This is a genomic window from Acinetobacter sp. ANC_7553, assembly GCF_056779895.1.
In genome coordinates this window covers 41,449-59,935 of sequence record NZ_JBWYIV010000005.1, presented here as the reverse complement: position 1 = coordinate 59,935, position 18,487 = coordinate 41,449, and the positions used below count along the sequence as shown (strand labels likewise).

18 protein-coding genes are annotated in these 18,487 nt (G+C 39.1%); 8 read left to right on the top strand and 10 right to left on the bottom strand.

Going from position 1 to position 18,487, the window contains the following annotated elements; all coding sequences use genetic code 11:
• Positions 1 to 28: 28 nt before the first annotated feature.
• Both queE and dapD read right to left on the bottom strand, forming a co-directional pair.
• Entirely contained in the window at positions 29 to 739 is a 711-nt protein-coding gene (gene queE / locus AC1M9I_RS05445; protein WP_481610787.1) for a 7-carboxy-7-deazaguanine synthase QueE, read from the bottom strand.
• A 109-nt stretch (positions 740 to 848) separates the two neighbouring features.
• The gene (dapD, locus tag AC1M9I_RS05440) at positions 849 to 1,670 is read right to left on the bottom strand and encodes a 2,3,4,5-tetrahydropyridine-2,6-dicarboxylate N-succinyltransferase (RefSeq protein WP_179997889.1); all 822 of its coding nucleotides are present in this window, start codon (positions 1,668 to 1,670) and stop codon (positions 849 to 851) included.
• A gap of 298 nt (positions 1,671 to 1,968) precedes the next feature.
• Here dapD and carO point away from each other — a divergent pair, with 298 nt between their 5' ends.
• Positions 1,969 to 2,715, top strand: coding sequence for an ornithine uptake porin CarO (gene carO / locus AC1M9I_RS05435; protein ID WP_035267210.1), 747 nt, complete (start codon positions 1,969 to 1,971; stop codon positions 2,713 to 2,715).
• A gap of 94 nt (positions 2,716 to 2,809) precedes the next feature.
• Here carO and AC1M9I_RS05430 read toward each other — a convergent pair whose 3' ends face one another.
• The 7 genes from AC1M9I_RS05430 to AC1M9I_RS05400 form a co-directional block, all read right to left on the bottom strand.
• The gene (locus AC1M9I_RS05430; protein ID WP_092767071.1) at positions 2,810 to 3,739 is read right to left on the bottom strand and encodes a CysB family HTH-type transcriptional regulator; all 930 of its coding nucleotides are present in this window, start codon (positions 3,737 to 3,739) and stop codon (positions 2,810 to 2,812) included.
• Positions 3,740 to 3,794: 55 nt separating this feature from the next.
• Positions 3,795 to 4,856: a sulfate/molybdate ABC transporter ATP-binding protein gene (locus AC1M9I_RS05425; protein ID WP_035267206.1), complete on the bottom strand. Its 1,062-nt coding sequence runs from the start codon at positions 4,854 to 4,856 to the stop codon at positions 3,795 to 3,797.
• A gap of 12 nt (positions 4,857 to 4,868) precedes the next feature.
• A complete protein-coding gene (gene cysW, locus AC1M9I_RS05420) occupies positions 4,869 to 5,759 on the bottom strand; it encodes a sulfate ABC transporter permease subunit CysW (protein ID WP_481610786.1) in 891 nt (296 codons plus the stop codon).
• Positions 5,756 to 6,589 carry a sulfate ABC transporter permease subunit CysT gene (gene cysT / locus AC1M9I_RS05415; protein ID WP_035267202.1) on the bottom strand — a complete coding sequence of 278 codons (834 nt, stop codon included), beginning with the start codon at positions 6,587 to 6,589 and terminating at the stop codon, positions 5,756 to 5,758. The genes cysW and cysT overlap by 4 nt, the downstream gene beginning before the upstream one ends.
• 84 nt (positions 6,590 to 6,673) lie before the next feature.
• Complete coding sequence (locus AC1M9I_RS05410; RefSeq protein ID WP_481593452.1) at positions 6,674 to 7,279, bottom strand: alpha/beta hydrolase; 606 nt, start codon at positions 7,277 to 7,279, stop codon at positions 6,674 to 6,676.
• A gap of 15 nt (positions 7,280 to 7,294) precedes the next feature.
• Positions 7,295 to 8,311 (bottom strand): sulfate ABC transporter substrate-binding protein, encoded by a 1,017-nt coding sequence (locus AC1M9I_RS05405; protein WP_481594686.1) that lies wholly within the window; start codon positions 8,309 to 8,311, stop codon positions 7,295 to 7,297.
• A gap of 175 nt (positions 8,312 to 8,486) precedes the next feature.
• Positions 8,487 to 9,494 (bottom strand): sulfate ABC transporter substrate-binding protein, encoded by a 1,008-nt coding sequence (locus tag AC1M9I_RS05400; RefSeq protein WP_481593450.1) that lies wholly within the window; start codon positions 9,492 to 9,494, stop codon positions 8,487 to 8,489.
• Positions 9,495 to 9,647: 153 nt separating this feature from the next.
• Here AC1M9I_RS05400 and pabC point away from each other — a divergent pair, with 153 nt between their 5' ends.
• From pabC to AC1M9I_RS05380, 4 genes are all read left to right on the top strand, one after another.
• Complete coding sequence (gene pabC / locus AC1M9I_RS05395) at positions 9,648 to 10,457, top strand: aminodeoxychorismate lyase (protein WP_481594745.1); 810 nt, start codon at positions 9,648 to 9,650, stop codon at positions 10,455 to 10,457.
• Between the two features lie 5 nt (positions 10,458 to 10,462).
• The gene (mltG, locus tag AC1M9I_RS05390; RefSeq protein WP_481593449.1) at positions 10,463 to 11,512 is read left to right on the top strand and encodes an endolytic transglycosylase MltG; all 1,050 of its coding nucleotides are present in this window, start codon (positions 10,463 to 10,465) and stop codon (positions 11,510 to 11,512) included.
• Between the two features lie 14 nt (positions 11,513 to 11,526).
• Positions 11,527 to 12,150, top strand: a complete 624-nt coding sequence (gene tmk / locus AC1M9I_RS05385) for a dTMP kinase (protein ID WP_035267194.1) — start codon at positions 11,527 to 11,529, stop codon at positions 12,148 to 12,150.
• Between the two features lie 61 nt (positions 12,151 to 12,211).
• Positions 12,212 to 12,631, top strand: coding sequence for a PaaI family thioesterase (locus AC1M9I_RS05380; RefSeq protein ID WP_481593448.1), 420 nt, complete (start codon positions 12,212 to 12,214; stop codon positions 12,629 to 12,631).
• Positions 12,632 to 12,666: 35 nt separating this feature from the next.
• Here the strand turns inward: AC1M9I_RS05380 and nadB are convergent, their stop codons facing one another.
• A complete protein-coding gene (gene nadB, locus AC1M9I_RS05375) occupies positions 12,667 to 14,298 on the bottom strand; it encodes an L-aspartate oxidase (protein WP_416224321.1) in 1,632 nt (543 codons plus the stop codon).
• Positions 14,299 to 14,531: 233 nt separating this feature from the next.
• Between nadB and AC1M9I_RS05370 the strand changes: the two genes are divergently transcribed.
• From AC1M9I_RS05370 to lepA, 3 genes are all read left to right on the top strand, one after another.
• Positions 14,532 to 15,917 carry a Do family serine endopeptidase gene (locus AC1M9I_RS05370; protein WP_481594685.1) on the top strand — a complete coding sequence of 462 codons (1,386 nt, stop codon included), beginning with the start codon at positions 14,532 to 14,534 and terminating at the stop codon, positions 15,915 to 15,917.
• Between the two features lie 112 nt (positions 15,918 to 16,029).
• Complete coding sequence (locus AC1M9I_RS05365; protein ID WP_481593447.1) at positions 16,030 to 16,491, top strand: acyl-CoA thioesterase; 462 nt, start codon at positions 16,030 to 16,032, stop codon at positions 16,489 to 16,491.
• A gap of 163 nt (positions 16,492 to 16,654) precedes the next feature.
• Entirely contained in the window at positions 16,655 to 18,472 is a 1,818-nt protein-coding gene (gene lepA / locus AC1M9I_RS05360) for a translation elongation factor 4 (RefSeq protein WP_481593446.1), read from the top strand.
• The last annotated feature ends 15 nt before the right edge of the window (positions 18,473 to 18,487 follow it).

Genomic DNA, 18,487 nt, shown 5'->3' with positions numbered 1-18,487 from the left:
GTTTTAATTTGAGCTATTTTTTTACATTTTAACGACCTGTTTCGTCATTCCAGAGCAACTTATGTAATTGAAGCTGGAAACGAACTGGTAAGTGATCCTCTAAGATCCATTGTGCTAAATCACGCGCAAGTTGCGGTAACTTCGCAGCGCCTTTTTCAACAGCAAAAGCAGGTGAGAACCAAACTGTACTTACACGCTTGTGCAACTGATATTGATTCACTTGTTGTTTAGACCATTCATAATCTTCACGATTGCATATGACAAATTTAATTTGATCATGTTGAGTTAAATGGTCCAAATTACTCATTAAATTACGTGAGGCTTCACCTGAAGTTGGTGTCTTTAAATCTAGGACTTTGGAAACTCTAGGATCCACTTTTGAAACATCTAGCGCTCCACTCGTTTCAAGGGAAACTTCACAACCTAAATCTGCTAGACGCTCCATGAGCGGTAATGCATTGGGTTGAGCTAATGGTTCACCACCAGTAACACAAATATAAGGTGTCTTAAAATCGAGCGTGGTCTGGACAATATCCTCTAAAGACTGACGTTCACCGCCTTCAAAAGAATAGGTGGTATCACAATAAGTACAACGCAGTGGACAACCTGTTAAGCGTATAAACACTGTAGGTAAGCCTGAAGTGTTGGCTTCACCTTGTAATGAATAGAAGATCTCCGTAATACGTAACCCCGCAGACGGATCAGAAACAGGAATAGCGGAAGATCGCAAATTACTCATATCGACAAAACCAAACTAAAATAGAGATTATATAAAAGAAAAATCTCTACGATTATTACTAACCGTAGAGATGTGGAGTGTAACTCCAAATATTATAAAGTATAAAAAATTAGTCAGCGCGTAATAAGTCGTTCAAACTTGTTTTAGCACGAGTCTGAGCATCGACTTTTTTCACGATAATTGCAGCATACAAGCTGTATTTACCGCATTTAGAAGGAAGGCTACCAGAAACTACCACTGAACCTGCTGGAACACGACCGTAGTGAATTTCACCTGTTTCACGGTCATAAATCTTAGTTGATTGACCAATGTAAACACCCATTGAAATCACTGAGCCTTCTTCAACGATTACACCTTCAACGATTTCAGAACGTGCACCGATAAAACAATTGTCTTCAATGATCGTAGGGTTCGCTTGAAGAGGCTCAAGTACACCGCCAATCCCAACACCACCAGAAAGGTGAACATTTTTACCAATTTGCGCACATGAACCTACAGTCGCCCATGTATCAACCATCGTACCTTCATCAACATAAGCGCCAATATTGACATAAGATGGCATAAGCACAACATTCTTAGCTTGGTAAGAACCTTTGCGTGCAACTGCAGGCGGTACAACACGTACACCAGCTGCTTTAAATTGCTCTTCAGTCCAACCCGTAAATTTAGTGTCTACTTTGTCATAGAATTGGAGATCGCATGATTCGATTGGTTTATTATCATTGAGTTTGAATGACAATAGAACAGCTTTTTTTAACCATTGATGAACAACCCATTCACCATCAATCTTTTCAGCAACACGTAATGAACCATTATCTAAGCCAGCAATTGCTTCCTCGACTGCTTGGCGAATTTCAGCAGGGCAATCTGTAGCTGTGAAGTTTGCACGATCTTCAAACGCTTGTTCGATGATTGACGAAAGCTGAGACATAATCTTCTCTTCCAAAAAAAATTTCCAAGATTTTACACTAAATTGATTATAAAAATTACAATTAATCCTGAAAAAATGTCCGACAATAATGACTATTCTTTATAAGTATGTTAATAAAAGTTAATAAAAGACTTAAGTGCAAATTATTTATAAAACAACAACTAAATCAAAATTGTATCAAAAAATAACAAAAAAGCATCAATTTGAATATTAACCAGCTTTGAAATCTCAATTAATATGCTTCCGAGTCGAACACATTAATGATTAAAGAACAACTCATTTCTTTGAGGAGAAAAAAATGAAAGTGTTAAAATTACTCGCTGTTACAACAGCATTATCTGTTTCAGGCTTCGCTATGGCGGACACTCAAGTTGTACGTACAGGTAATGTATTTGAAGCTAATCAATTAATCCCTACTGGTGTTCGTGCTGAAGTTGGTACAACTGGTTACGGTGGTGCATTACTTTGGACTGCTAATCCATACGTTGGTCTTGCTCTAGGTTACAACGGTGGTGATATTTCTTGGTCTGATGATTTATCAATTAATGGATCAAAATATGATTTAGATATGGATAACAATTTAGCGTATTTAAATGCTGAAATTCGTCCTTGGGGTGCGAGTGAAAATCCATGGGCTCAAGGTCTTTATATGGCTGCAGGTGTTGCATATATTGATAATGAGTATGAACTTGACCGTCGTGTTAAACCAGGAGAAGGCTTCAGCGTAAATAATACAGACTTTGTTGCTGGAACGAATGGCGCTCATATTCGTGGTAAACAAGAATACAAAAATGACTTTGCTCCATATGTAGGTTTTGGTTTTGCCCCTAAAATCAATAAAAACATTGGTGTATTTGGTGAAGTAGGTGCTTATTATTCTGGTAACCCAAAAGCTAATTTAGAATTAGTAAGTGGCGGTGCAGCAAACAATCCAACAGGTGGTTCACTAGTGGATAATATTGCTCGCGAAGAAGATAAAATTCGTAACGATGACAAATACGAATGGCTTCCAGTTGGTAAAGTGGGTGTGAGCTTCCACTGGTAAGATTCAATTAAAAAAACGAGCTTCGGCTCGTTTTTTTATGCAAGTTAATACAAATAATAAAGGCGCTATAGGCACCTTTATTATTTGTAGCTTATTAATCTTCAGGATAAGCCACACGTTTTAATGCTTTGATATCAGCACTAGGTGCACATAGCGAAATAAACTCGTAACCGTATCCACGTAACAAATGACCTTTACGTACAGCAATCCAAGTGGTATTCACCCCGAATAAATCAGTATCAATTTGTTTTAAGCGATGATCTCGTTCTGTATCGTAGGCTACATCGTTGACAATCCCGACACCCATACCTAATTCCACATAAGTTTTGATTACATCAGCATCAAGCGCAGACATCACTAAATCAACATCAAGTCCTGAGTCTTCAAAGGCTTTATCAATCTTTGAACGTCCCGTAAAACCACCGTGATAGGTAATAATCGGATACTCTGCCAAATGTTCTAAGCTAATCTCTCGCGCTGCTATTTGAGTAAGTGGATGACCTTGAGGCGTAATAATACTGTGTTTCCAGTTATAAAAAGGAACACTTGCTAAGTTTTCTTCAGTAGTCAGATTCTCAGTAGCAATACCAATATCTGCATCGCCTAAAAGTAACATTTCAGTGATTTCAGTTGGGCTTGCTTGTTGCAAAATCAAATGAACTTTCGGAAATAATTTTTTGAATGAATTTACAATTGGTGGTAATACATATCGCGCTTGAGTATGAGTGGTTGCGATGGTTAATGTACCTTCATCTACACGATTAAAATCATCGGCTAATCTTTTAATATTGTCTGCATCGACCAGCATTCGCTCCACAATACCGAGCAAAGCTTGACCTGGTTCAGTTAATCCTAATAAGCGTTTACCTTTTCGAATAAATAGTTGAACACCTAATTCATCTTCTAAATCTTTAATATGCTTACTTACGCCTGATTGAGACGTGTAAAGGGCAGCGGAAGCTTCCGTTAAATTAAAATTTTGTCTGACGGTTTCTCGAATAATTCTTAATTGTTGAAAGTTCATAGTCTTTGTTACCTTTAAAATGATGGGGCTAAATAAAAGCCCCATCTACACATTTTTATGCGTTTTCTTGTGCAAATAAGTGCAATGTATTAGTCGTTAACCAAACCGATTGATTTGGGCGGAATTGATGCAGTTTAGCTTCATCTGGAGTGAGTAAAATTTCGATAAGATTGCCATCTTGACCTTGAAGTTCGGCAACCACTTTTCCTGCAATCCAAACTTCACGTAAGAACGTTGCTTGAATTGCATTGTCTGTAGGTTGAGCATGAATTTGGAACTCATCTGGTCGAATGAAGGCAATCACTTTACCTTCAGGTGCATCTTTAGCTAAAGGCAGTTGAATGCGATCATTTCCGATCTGTACGATTCCCGCTTGATTATGACCTTCGAACTTATTGGCTTGACCTAAGAAGTCAAATACAAAAGGCGTTGCTGGTTTTTCATAAACTTCACGAGGCGAGCCAATTTGTTCAACATTACCTTTATTCATTACGATGATTTGATCTGCAACTTCAAGCGCTTCTTCTTGATCGTGGGTTACAAAAATCGAGGTGATGTGAAGTTCATCGTGTAAAGTTCTCAGCCAGCGACGTAACTCTTTACGAACTTTTGCATCAAGTGCACCAAATGGCTCATCCAGAAGTAGTACACGAGGTTCAACTGCAAGCGCACGTGCAAGCGCAATACGTTGACGCTGTCCACCTGACAATTGTGCTGGATAACGATCTGCTAAGAATCCTAATTGAACTAAATCAAGTAGTCGTGTAACTCGTTTTTTGATTTCAGATTCTGAAGGGCGTGTAGAACGTGGACGAACACGTAAACCAAAAGCAATATTGTCAAATACTGTCATATGACGGAATAAAGCATAATGTTGGAATACGAAGCCAACTTGACGTTCACGGACATGAACATTCGTTGAATCTTGACCTTCGAGGATCACTTGACCGCTGTCGGCAGATTCAAGACCAGCAATAATGCGAAGTAGAGTTGTTTTACCGCAGCCTGAAGGTCCTAATAATGCTACGAGTTGGCCATCAGGAAAATCTAGGGAGATATTGTTTAGTGCATGGAAAGCACCAAAGTGTTTTTCAATATTTTTAACTTGAATACTCATCGGATACTTCCTTTAAACTGTAGAATCTTCATTACGTTTGCTTAATTTCTCTTGGCGAATTTCGACCCATGTTTTAAGAATCAATGTCACAATCGCCAATAAAGCCAAGAGGGATGAAACAGCAAATGCTGCACTAAAGGTATATTCGTTGTAGAGAATCTCTACATGCAGTGGCAATGTATTGGTCTCTCCACGAATATGACCCGATACTACAGAGACTGCCCCGAATTCACCCATTGCACGTGCGTTACAAAGAATAACCCCGTATATCAAGCCCCATTTAATATTTGGAATCGTGATTTCCCAAAAAGTTTGCCAGCCTGAAGCTCCTAAAACGATTGCCGCTTCCTCTTCTTCTGTACCTTGAGCTTCCATCAGTGGAATGAGCTCACGCGCCACAAAAGGAACTGTAATAAAGATGGTTGCGAGAACAATTGCTGGAACGGCATATAGAATCTTAATGTCGTTATCCATCAGCCATCCGCCGAACCAACCTTGAGTACCAAACATCAATACCAACATCAAACCTGCGATTACAGGTGATACTGAGAAAGGCATATCAATAATCGTGGTTAATATGGATTTACCACGGAAATTAAATTTCGCAACAGACCAAGCCGCCGCCACACCAAATACTACGTTGAGCGGTACAGCAATTGCAGCTGTTAGTAAGGTGAGCTTTACAGCCGACAACGTGTCTGGATGAACTAAAGCTTGCGCATAAACGCCGATACCCTGTTTGAATGCTTCAACAAAAACTAAAATCAAAGGCAGGATTAAGCAACTGAGGAAGAAAATCATGGCAATGACAATGAGTGTATAACGAACCCAAGTCGGTTCTCGCGTCGCATCACGAGATTGCAATTTTTCAGCTAAAGCATTGCTATTTGTATTCAAACTCATTGTGCAGTTCTCCCTGTACGACGACTCGCCCATGCTTGTAACAAGTTAATCAAGAACAAGATAGCGAATGAAATAAGGAGCATGACAACGGCGATCGTCGTTGCACCTGCATAGTCATATTCTTCCAATCGAGAAATAATCATTAATGGCGCAATTTCAGTTTCGAAGGGTTGGTTACCTGCAATAAAGATAACTGAACCATATTCACCCACGCCACGGGCAAATGCGAGAGCAAATCCTGTGATTAAAGCAGGGAAAAGAATTGGTAAAATCACTTTGGTTACAATTTGCAGTCGATTTGCACCCAATGCTGAAGCTGCTTCTTCAAGTTCAGTCTCTAAGTCACTTAGTACAGGTTGTACTGTACGTACCACAAAAGGTAAGCCGATAAATATCAGCGCTAATGTAATCCCAATAGGGCTATAAGCGACTTTTATTCCTAAGGGTTCAAGATATTGACCAATCCAGCCTGTAGGTGCATATAAAGACGTTAATGCAATCCCAGCAACAGCAGTTGGTAACGCAAAGGGTAAATCAACCAATGCATCAACAATTCGTTTACCAGGAAAACTATAGCGCACGAGACACCAAGCGAGTAATAAGCCAAATACAACATTAATGAAGGCAGCAATGAGTGCAGCACTGAAACTTAGTTGTAATGATTTTAAGATACGCTCAGAACTTAAAATCTCCCATAAACCTTCCCAGCCAATACCTAAAGACTTAATAAATACAGCCGACAAGGGTATGAGCACAATTAAAGATAAATACGCTAGGGTAAAGCCTAGAGATAGACCAAATCCTGGCAGCACTCGGGATCGCTGCGACATGACTACTCCTCAAATGAGAGAAACAGCTTACCGAAATCAGTAAGCAATTGAATTGGAAAATTTATCAAGAATAAGTGGCGAACTTTAAATTGCAAATTTGTAATACAACTTGCCATTATCAATACTATTGATATAGTTCGACAGCTTTTCATGAATCAAAAAATCGAAGATCTCTGGAAATGGTCCAAATCCTGAATCAACATTAATATGACCGACTTGACCTAAGTTAATCGGTTTTACACCCCATGATTTTGCTAATTTTTTTGCATCCTCAAAACCTAACCACGGATCATTTTCACTGATGATCATTTTTGTGGGAACGCTAATCTTAATTTGATGAAAGTAAAAACTATAATCAGTCAAACTCAAACGAGCAAAACCATTCTCACCAAAACGACCTGGATTGGCTGGAGCAACTAAAACCAGTTGTTTAACCTTCTGTGCTATTTCTGGGTATTGATGCAAAGCAGCGACTGACGTTAAACAACCAAAACTATGTGCAACAATCTGGATGGGTGCATCAATCTGCGAAATTTTTTCTACAAAACGATTGATCCAATCTGAAAGTAAGGGAAAGTTCCAATCATCTTGTTGAACACGTGAGCATGGCATGACTTGACGTTGCAACCATGATTGCCAATGATTTTCATCACTTCCGCCGACGCCGGGTACAATGAGTGTATGTATCATGTCATGCTCCACTGATTATTTTTTTGTGTTATTGGCTTTGGTAATTTGGTCAAAAATACCATTATTCTCAAAATGAGCTTTTTGTACTTTCGCCCAGCCACCAAACTCTTGATCAATTGTGACCAATTTAAGTGGCTTAAATGTTGATGAATATTGTTTTAATACAGCTTGATTACGCGGACGATAGAAATTTTTCGCGGCAATATGTTGTCCCTTAGGTGAGTAAAGGAAATTCAAATAACCTTGCGCCAAATATTTATTGCCTGATTTTTCTGCATTTTTTTCAACGATCGCCACAGGTGGTTCAGCAAGTATAGAAAGTGTTGGCGTCACAATTTCAAATTTACCGGGTTGTTCACGCAGTGCTAAATGAGCTTCATTTTCCCAAGCAAGCAAAACATCGCCAATACCGCGTTCAGCAAAAGTTGTAGTTGAGCCACGAGCACCCGAATCTAAGACCTTGGTTTGTTTATAAATTTGTTGAACAAATTGTTGTGCTTTGGCGTCATTTCCACCTGGTTGGTGTTTAGCCCATGCCCAAGCCGCTAAATAATTCCAACGTGCACCACCTGAGGTCTTAGGGTTTGGCGTAATAATGTCCACACCCGGTTTTACTAAATCACCCCAGTCTTTAATATTTTTTGGATTTCCTTTTTTGACGAGGAAAACAATTGTGGAAGTGTAGGGTGTAGAATTATGTGGGAATTTCTTCTGCCAATCCTTTGGTAATAAATTGGTTTTTTCAGCAATCGCATCAATGTCAGCTGCAAGTGCTAGAGTCACAACATCTGCATTTAAACCATCAATGACTGCACGCGCTTGTTTACCTGAACCGCCATGTGACTGACGAAAGTTGACGTTTTGTCCAGTCCGAGATTTCCAATACGTACCAAATTCTTTATTTACTTCTACGTAGAGTTCACGAGTAGGATCGTAAGAGACGTTTAATAAATCTTTAGCGGAAGCGCTAAGCGAAGCAGCTGAAACAAAAGCTGCGATAACCCCAAGTTTTAATTTAGCTGAAAAGCGCATGGCAACCTCAAAAGAAAATATTCTGTTACATGGCGCTAGAATAAATCTAATCTTTATGCATAAAAAATAATTAAAAATGAATTTTATATGAAAAAAAAAGATTTAGGTGTGTCGTTAAAAAAATGCCGATCATGAATATGATCGGCAAGCCATAAGTTAAAGCTTAAATCTTAATTTATTTATTACTGTTTGCTTTGACAATTTGATCGAATATCCCGCCATTATCAAAATGTTGTTTTTGGACTTTTGTCCAACCTCCAAACTCTTTATCAATCGTGACCAATTTTAAAGGTTTAAATACGGATTGGTATTTTGAAAGTACCGTCGTATTTCGTGGTCGATAAAAGTTTTTGGCAGCAATGGTTTGACCAGCTGGAGAATACAGATAATTCAAATAGGCTTTTGCTACATTGAGGTTGCCATCTTTTTGCGCATTTTTCTCAACAATTGCTACAGGGGGCTCAGCAAGAATGGAAAGTGTTGGTGTAATGATTTCAAATTTTCCAGGTTGTTCACGAAGTGCTAAATGCGCTTCATTCTCCCAAGCCAGGAGTACATCTCCAATGCCACGCTCTGCAAAAGTTGTTGTGGCACCACGTGCACCAGAGTCTAGCACTTTAGTATTTTTATAAATTTGTCGTACAAATTCTTGTGCTTTAGCATCGTTACCGCCGGGTTGGTGTTTTGCCCAAGCCCATGCTGCTAAGTAATTCCAACGCGCACCACCTGACGTCTTAGGGTTTGGCGTAATAATTCCAACATCATTTTTAATCAAGTCTCCCCAGTCTTTGATCCCTTTGGGATTGCCTTTTTTGACTAAAAACACGATGGTTGAGGTATAGGGTGTAGAGTTCTGTGGGAATTTTTTCTGCCAGTCTTTTGGTAATAAATTGGTTTTTTCAGCAATCGCATCAATATCTGCTGCGAGTGCGAGAGTCACGACATCTGCATCTAGGCCATCAATGACCGCACGGGCTTGTTTACCAGATCCACCATGAGATTGTTTAAAATTCAATTCTTGACCAGTCTGCTTTTTCCAATATGCTCCAAACTCTTTATTAAAGTTGTCATAAAGTTCGCGAGTTGGATCATATGAAACATTTAAAAAATCTTTTGCGAGTGTGGAAACAGAAGTGACTGAAAGTAAAGCTGCAATGACCCCAATTTTAAAAGTACGCATCATTATTCCTATGTGTTTGTCATTTTTTGATGATTTGAGCATAGGGAAATTTTTTAAAATAAAAAAATAAGAAGAAATGAAAAAGTTATGATCAAAACAGCTATTCATTTTGTGAGTGACTTTTTACACTATGAGAAAGGAATGAGGTTGCTTGAAATGATCTGTTTAAAAAATGCCAAGCCAATGGATGCAATATCTATTTTGGATCGTGGCTTCCATTATGGGGATGGCTGTTTTACCACGGCAAGAATTCGAAATAATAAAATTGAATTATTTGAACGTCATTTAACAAGATTGAATACGGCCATTGAGCGATTGTCACTTCAAGCTAATCTTGACTATATTTCTGAGTCTATCCAGTATTTACAGCAAGAATATGAGCAATTAAACGGGACGATTAAAATTGTACTGAGTCGAGGCGAGGGGCAACGAGGATACAGTTTACCTCATCATTCAGCAGATCTTTGGTTGTATTATTATCCGCAAAACGTGACTGATCATCACTATGAAGTCATTGAGAGTGGTTTACTTGAGCGAGTAATGGGTTTAACTATGCCACAATTGGTGGGAATTAAATCACTGAATCGGTTAGAACAAGTGTTACTAAAGCAGGAAGCTGATGAGAAGGGTTTTCAAGAAGCCTTAGTTACAGATGTTCAAGGCTATATTGTTGAAGGAATCAGCAGTAACTGCTTTATACGATTGAATGATACGTGGATTTGTCCTGAACTTCGTTATAATGGCGTTCATGGGGTGATGCGTGCTGAAATTTTGGAGCGTATGAATCATTATGGTATAACGTTCCAAAAAAGAGTAATTGATTTGAATGAACTTCTTCACATTCAAAGTGTATTTTATTGTAATGCGCTCCACCCAATGAAAATCGCCTCTTGCCTTGATGATCGTCGATTAGATACACAAGCGTGTATTGATCTTTTTCACCACCTTCAACTTAATCAGATTTAAAGCTTATGTCCTCTCCTCAGAAATCAACAAAGAAAAAGAACAGCAAGACATCCTTTAAACCTAAAGCGCTTTTATTCATTATTGCAGGTCTAATGTTGCTTGCAACCATGATTCTATCTGCAAGTCTATGGAAGGATTATCCTGTAGAGGGTAAAAAGCAAATGCTCGCGATTAATCATGGTGATACTTACTCACAATTTATTGATCGTTTAGCTAAAAATAAGCAAGTTTCATTTCCCATTATTTTAAAGATTTATCAACGATTCATGATTCATGACAGCATGAAAGCTGGAGTCTATGAGGTCAAAGAGGGAATGAGTGTCCGTCAAGTTCTAGACATGATTTCAAATTCTGAAAATGCACAATTGAATCGAATTTTGGTCATTGAGGGTACAACATTTAAGCAGTTAAAAAATGCGCTTAAGAATGATGAATTGGTGACGAAAGAGCTGGTTCATTTGAGCGATGCAGAAATATTAAAGGAATTGAATATTCCATTTTCACATCCAGAAGGATTGTTTGCGCCAAATACTTATTTTTTTGCAAAGGGTGAAACAGATCGTAAAATTTTAACTGATTTGTATCAACATCAGATGAAGGCACTAGATAAAGCCTGGGAAAATCGAGCTTCTGATTTGCCGTATAAAAATAAATATGAAGCGCTCATCATGGCATCAATTATTGAGAAAGAAACCAATGTTGATCATGAGTTAGATAAAGTCTCGGGCGTATTCGTTCGTCGATTAAAAATTGGTATGCGTTTACAAACTGATCCAACCGTCATTTATGGTATGGGCGATCAATATACGGGCAACATTACCCGTAAAGATTTAAGAACGCCAACACCATATAACACGTATACGATTTACGGATTGCCACCAACACCGATCGCATTACCAAGTGATAAAGCGATCGAAGCGGCAATGCATCCAGATCATTCTGACTATATTTATTTTGTGGCGACTGGAAATGGAGGTCACAAATTCAGTACCAATCTAGATGACCATAATCGCGCTGTTCAAGAATATCTTGCTGTGATTCGATCTAAAAAATAAGGGGTAAAATAGACGTGTTTATTAGCTTTGAAGGCACAGAAGGTGTTGGTAAAACGACATTGATTCATAAAATTCGTGACTACTTCCTTGAGCAATCAAAGCAAGTTGTTCTAACTCGTGAACCAGGTGGTACTCCGCTCGCTGAGCAAATTCGTTCCGTACTTCTGACAGTGAATCATGAAGAAAGAATGAGTAATGATACTGAACTATTATTAATGTACGCAGCTCGAGCGCAACATTTGCAACAAGTCATAATGCCTGCACTTGAAAATAGTTCGATCGTGTTATGCGACCGTTTTTGTGATAGCAGTTTCGCGTATCAGTGTGCAGGTCGTGGGTTAAGCCGTGAAAAATTAGCGCTTTTAAACCAAAACTTTGTTCTAAAAATGCCTGACCTGACATTTTGGTTGGATGCTCCGACTGAACTCGGAATGCAACGAGCGCGTGCGCGTGGAGCATTGGATCGGTTTGAACAAGAAAAAGCAGCTTTTTTTGAAAAAGTACGCGCAGGATTTGCTGAATTACATCAGTTAGAGCCGAATCGTGTTAAGCGTATTGATGCAACACAAAGTCCTGAGCAAGTATTTAATGATGCAATTGAACGAATTAGTTCATGGAAAGCTGAGCATAAGTGCTAATTAAAAAAGCAAATATGATTTATATTGAGTCATTGTTTATGGAAAAACGATTAGACTCAATATGATCAGTAATAAAGAAGAAATACTCAAATTCCTAAAAACCGAATTTCCACAAAGTCTCCAAAAATGTGAAATAGTATCGGTAGAGCCACGTGGTGCTACAGTCATTTATCATGTTGATGAAAATGATTTAAGACCTGGAGGGACAGTTTCAGGTCCGACCATGATGACAGCTGCCGATTATGGGTTGTATATCGCAATACTGGGAGAAATTGGTATTGTAGGTCTTACAGTGACAACCAATATGAATATTAACTTTCTTAGAAAACCCAAAGGTGGTTGTGACATCAAGGGTGTTTGTAAATTAATGAAAGTTGGCAAAACTCTAGTTGTCGGAGAGGTTTACTTATACTCTGTTGGGGATGATGAGCCGATAGCTCACGTTACTGGGACTTACTCAATTCCGCCCAAAAGGGCATAAAAAAGCGAGTATGAACTCGCTTTTTTATGTTGAACTTAAACCTCAACTAAAGGTGTTTCCACTTCAAAATTTGGTGGGGTGAGTACAGTTTTTCGTAATTCTTGCGAAGGCTCAGGATAGTCCAAAGTGTAATGTAATCCGCGTGATTCTTTTCTTTGCATCGCACAACGAATAATCATCTCAGAAACGAGTACAAGGTTACGAAGCTCAATTAGATTTTTACTGACATGATAATCTTGATAATATTCGGTGATTTCATGTTTCAGCATTTCAACGCGATGTAATGCACGTTCTAAACGTTTGGTCGTTCGTACAATACCTACATAGTTCCACATGGTCTGACGTAACTCATCCCAGTTTTGCAAAATGACAACGTCTTCATCAGGATTCATGACTTGAGAAGCATCCCATTCAGGGACTTCATAGTGATCTATAATATTTTGATGTTGATCTTGAATATGCTTTGCTGCACTCATGCCATAAACAAAACATTCTAAAAGTGAGTTACTTGCCATACGGTTGGCGCCGTGTAAACCTGTATAAGACGTCTCACCAATCGCATATAGACCTTGAATGTCCGTTTGACTATGTTCATCGACTACGACACCACCACAGGTGTAGTGCGCTGCTGGCACAACTGGGATCATATCTTTGGTAATATCAATACCCAGCTCGAGTAGGCGAGCATACAAAGTGGGGAAGTGCTCTTTAATGAACTCAGGGGTTTTGTGGGTAATATCTAGCCATACATGTCGTATACCCAATCTTTTAATTTCGTAGTCGATAGCTCGAGCTACAATATCACGTGGTGCTAACTCTGCACGTTCATCGAAACGAAGCATGAAGCGTTCGCCGTCAGGTAAACGAAGATAAGCGCCTTCACCACGCATTGCTTCAGTAATTAAGAAGGAACGTGCTTGAGGGTGATATAAACAGGTTGGGTGGAATTGATTAAATTCCATATTGGCGACGCGGCATCCAGCACGATATGCCATTGCAATACCATCGCCTGTAGCGATATCAGGGTTAGAGGTATATAAATATGCTTTCATGGCACCGCCACATGCCAGTGCAGTAAATGGTGCTAAGAAAGTATGCACTTGCTCGGTTTGCTCATCTAAAGCATATAAGCCTAAAGCACGATTTTCCTGATTCAAATGCCCCAGCTTATGCGCTGTAATGAGGTCAATCGCAATGTAATTTTCAAAGATGTGAATATTGTTTTTTTCTTGTGCCCGTTCAACTAAAGTGGTTGAAATTGCTTTCCCTGTTGCATCTGCGGAATGAATAATGCGGCGCTGAGAATGCCCACCTTCACGTGTGAGATGCAAGTTATCTTCATCATCTAGTGTGAATTTAACACCTTGTTTCAGTAAAAAATCAACAGAGGGTTTTCCTCCTTCAACCGTGTGTTGAACAGCTTGTTTTTCACAGAGATAAGCACCTGCAATGAGCGTGTCATCAATATGTTGTTGAATAGAATCAGCCTCATCAAGAACAGCTGCAACGCCGCCTTGTGCATAATACGTGCTGGCATCTTTCAAATGAGATTTTGCTAACACTGCGATATTAAAATGATCAGGTAATGAGAGTGCTAGACTTAAACCCGCACCGCCACTGCCCACAATAATCACATCAAATTGATGCGCACTTGTATTTTTCGGCATTTCCATTCGCAAACTGAATTTTAAAAGTGCGTTAATATGGCTCTTTTTTAAAGCAAAATTCAAGAGTTTGATTGATCAAATTTTTTTTTATGCACTTGAACTATTAGTTTTTAATCATATTTTAAGTAAAGTATTGTTTTCTATTAATATAGAAACATTTATTTACGCACAGAGAATTTTGATTGTGCTAAAAATTATTTTATCCAAGAATCATAAATGAGAGTTCACTTAACATGAAAAATCGCGTTATAGCATCAGGACTTTTTGCTGCAGTATTTACTGCGGCAGTGCAAACTCAAGCGGCGGCTACTGTTGACTTTTCAAATCTTGTAGAGCGAGTAAGTCCGGGTGTCGTCAGCGTGAATGTTGTTAAGAAAATGACACAAGAAGAAATTCTTCAACAACAAGTACCTGAACTGCTGAAACGATTCTTCGGCAATCAAATTATTATTCCGCAGCGCCAAGCTCCTCAAGAGAAAACGGGTTTTGGGAGTGCATTTTTTATTAGCCGTGATGGTTACCTGATTACCAACCATCATGTTGTAGAAAATGCTTCACAAATCACCATCATGTTAAATGATCGTCGCGAGATTGATGCCAAAGTTATTGGTAGTGATGAACGTACTGATGTGGCATTACTGAAAGTTGAAGGTGCGAACTACCCAGCACTTTCGACTGGGAATATCGACCAATTAAGAGTTGGAGAACCTGTTCTTGCCATTGGCTCACCGTTTGGTTTTGAGTACTCGGCATCTGCGGGGATTGTCAGTGCCAAATCAAGAAATATGTTGGGTGAAACATCAGTTCCGTTTATTCAAACTGATGTCGCATTAAACCCTGGTAACTCTGGGGGACCATTGTTTAATCAACAAGGTCAAGTGATTGGTGTGAACTCTCGTATTTTCAGTGGTACTGGCGGATATATGGGATTGTCATTCTCCATTCCAATCGATGTGGCGATGGATGTGGCAGATCAATTAAAGAAAAATGGTAAAGTCAGTCGCTCATATCTTGGAGTTCATTTACAAGAGATTGATCGTAACCTTGCAGAAGCTTATAAGTTACCGAAACCTGAAGGTGCTTTAATCACAGAAATTGCGCCAAATTCCCCAGCAGAGCGCGCTGGCTTAAAGCAAAATGATATTATTTTGAAATACAACGGAACTGCAATTTCAAGAACGAGTGAGCTATTAAATTACTTAAATAGAACACAGCCAAATCAAAAAATTCAGTTAGAAATATTGCGTGATGAACGTGTACGTACGATTACAGCAACACTTGCATCAGCACCAGATGAAACACCAGCACAAGCGCAAAATGTAAGTGAAGCCAAAAAACGCGGACCTACACTAGGTGTTGCGATTCGCGAACTTGCACCTGTTGAAAAAACACGTCTTGGTGTTAAAGGTGGTGTCTACATTCAAGAGGTTGTACGCGGAGGTTTGGCGGCACAATCTCGAATTATGGCTGGTGATGTGATCACCTCGATTAATGGTAAGAATGTAAGTACAACACAAGATTTTGTGGAGGCGGTGGCTAATCTTAAAACCAATACCGTTGCACGAGTGGGTATCATCCGTGAAGGGCGAAATGCCATGATCGGATTAAGAATCAAGTAAACATGAATTGAATAAAGGGCCTTGCGATAGCAAGGTCTTTTTTATTTAACTCTAAAATTATATTAAACTCTTTTCGAATGTTGATGATGAATACGCAATACAAGGGAATATAGTGAGTACAATCTTTGACCTTAAAATAAAAGCAATAGCACAAGACATTGATATTTTAGGTCATGTGAATAATGTGGTGTATGTAAAATGGATGCAAGATGTTGCAACAGCACATATTGAACAACTGGGTTTAGGGGTTGAGCAATATCTAGAACTCAAACATGCCATGGTTGCAGTTGAGCATCACATGAATTACAGAAAGGCGTGTTTTGAAAATGATGAAATTATTTTAAGAACTTGGCTTAATGATTTGAATGCGATGTATTCATTTCGTCAGTACGCTTTTTTTAGACCTTCAGACCAATCATTATTATTTGTGGGAAATACCAAATGGGCCTGTGTAGAGATTGCAACAGGCAGACCCAAACGATTATCTCCAACATTTACTCAAGCTTATCAGCCTATTTCTGAGGTATTAAATCCTTTGGATTTCACTCAAGATTATTCTTTATCCGCTAACTAAAGAATTGCTTGAGTCGGTCGAATTAAATATTTCACCACATGGTGTTCATTATTATGAATACTTTGAAAAATCCATCTGCTATAATCGTCCGCAATTTGTTAAACAGCTTTTGCTATGTAGTTTTTATTTCATGCATAGCGCAATTTATTGTTCAAGGTAACCCATGGCGCAAGCTAAAAAATCCGTAAATATCAAAAATATACGTAACTTTTCGATTATTGCTCACATCGATCACGGGAAGTCGACATTAGCTGACCGTTTTATTCAGACCTGTGGTGGTTTGCAAGATCGCGAAATGCAAGCGCAAGTTCTAGACTCAATGGAGCTTGAGCGTGAGCGCGGGATTACCATTAAAGCGACGTCTGTGACGCTTTATTATACGCATCCAAATGGTGAAGAGTATCAACTCAACTTTATTGATACACCAGGGCACGTGGATTTCTCATATGAAGTATCACGTTCGCTTGCTGCTTGTGAAGGTGCGCTTTTAGTTGTCGATGCAGCTCAAGGTGTTGAAGCTCAATCAGTTGCAAACTGCTATACAGCAATTGAGCAAGGGCTTGAGGTTCTACCTGTACTCAATAAAATCGATTTGCCTCAAGCAGAACCTGAGCGTGTCATTCAAGAAATTGAAGACATTATCGGAATTGAAGCAACTGAAGCACCTACGTGTTCAGCTAAAACTGGATTAGGAATCGAAGGTGTTTTAGAAACACTTGTGAATACCATTCCTGCTCCGACGGGTGACCGTGAAGCGCCGCTTCAAGCTTTAATTATTGACTCATGGTTTGACAACTATTTAGGTGTTGTATCCTTAGTCCGTATCAAGCAAGGTCGCGTGCGTAAAGGCGATAAAATGTTGATGAAATCAACGGGTCAAACGCACATTATTACCTCTGTCGGTATTTTCAATCCTAAACATACAGAAACTGATATTTTAGAAGCAGGTGAAGTCGGCTTTGTGATTGCTGGTATCAAAGATATTTTTGGTGCGCCAGTCGGTGATACGATCACACTTGCAACTACGCCAGAAGTAGAAACTCTACCTGGATTCAAAAAAGTTAAACCGCAGGTATATGCAGGTTTATTCCCGATTGATGCAAGTGAATTTGAACCTTTCCGTGAAGCATTACAAAAACTGCAAATTAACGATTCAGCATTATTCTTTGAACCTGAAAGTTCTGATGCATTAGGATTTGGTTTCCGTTGCGGTTTCTTGGGTATGCTGCACATGGAGATTGTACAAGAGCGCTTAGAGCGTGAGTATGATCTAGACCTGATTTCATCAGCACCGACTGTGATTTACGAAGCTGTCATGAAGAGTGGCGAGACAGTTTATATCGACAGTCCATCAAAAATGCCAGATGGTTCGACGGTAGAAGACCTTCGTGAGCCGATCGCAGAATGTAATATCCTTGTGCCACAAGAATATCTTGGTAATGTAATGACGTTATGCGTTGAACGCCGTGGTGTTCAAAAAGACATGAAGTTTATGGCAAACCAAGTAGCCATTACATTTGAAATACCAATGGCTGAAGTCGTGATGGATTTCTTCGATAAATTAAAATCATGTTCACGTGGTTTTGCATCGTTAGATTATAACTTCGTCCGTTTTGAGTCTTCTTCTCTTGTAAAAGTAGATGTCTTGATCAATGGTGAAAAAGTCGATGCATTGGCAATGATTTGTCATCGTCAAGATGCGCGTCATCGTGGTATTGCACTTGTTGAAAAAATGAAAGATTTGATTCCACGTCAAATGTTTGATGTGGCGATTCAAGCTGCAATTGGTGCTCAAATTATCGCGCGTTCAACAGTAAAAGCAATGCGTAAGAACGTATTGGCGAAATGTTATGGTGGTGACGTTTCACGTAAGAAGAAACTTCTTGCGAAACAGAAAGAAGGTAAGAAACGTATGAAGCAGGTGGGTAGTGTAGAAATCCCACAAGAAGCTTTCTTAGCAGTGTTAAAAGTAGAGCGATAACAACAAGGAATATCC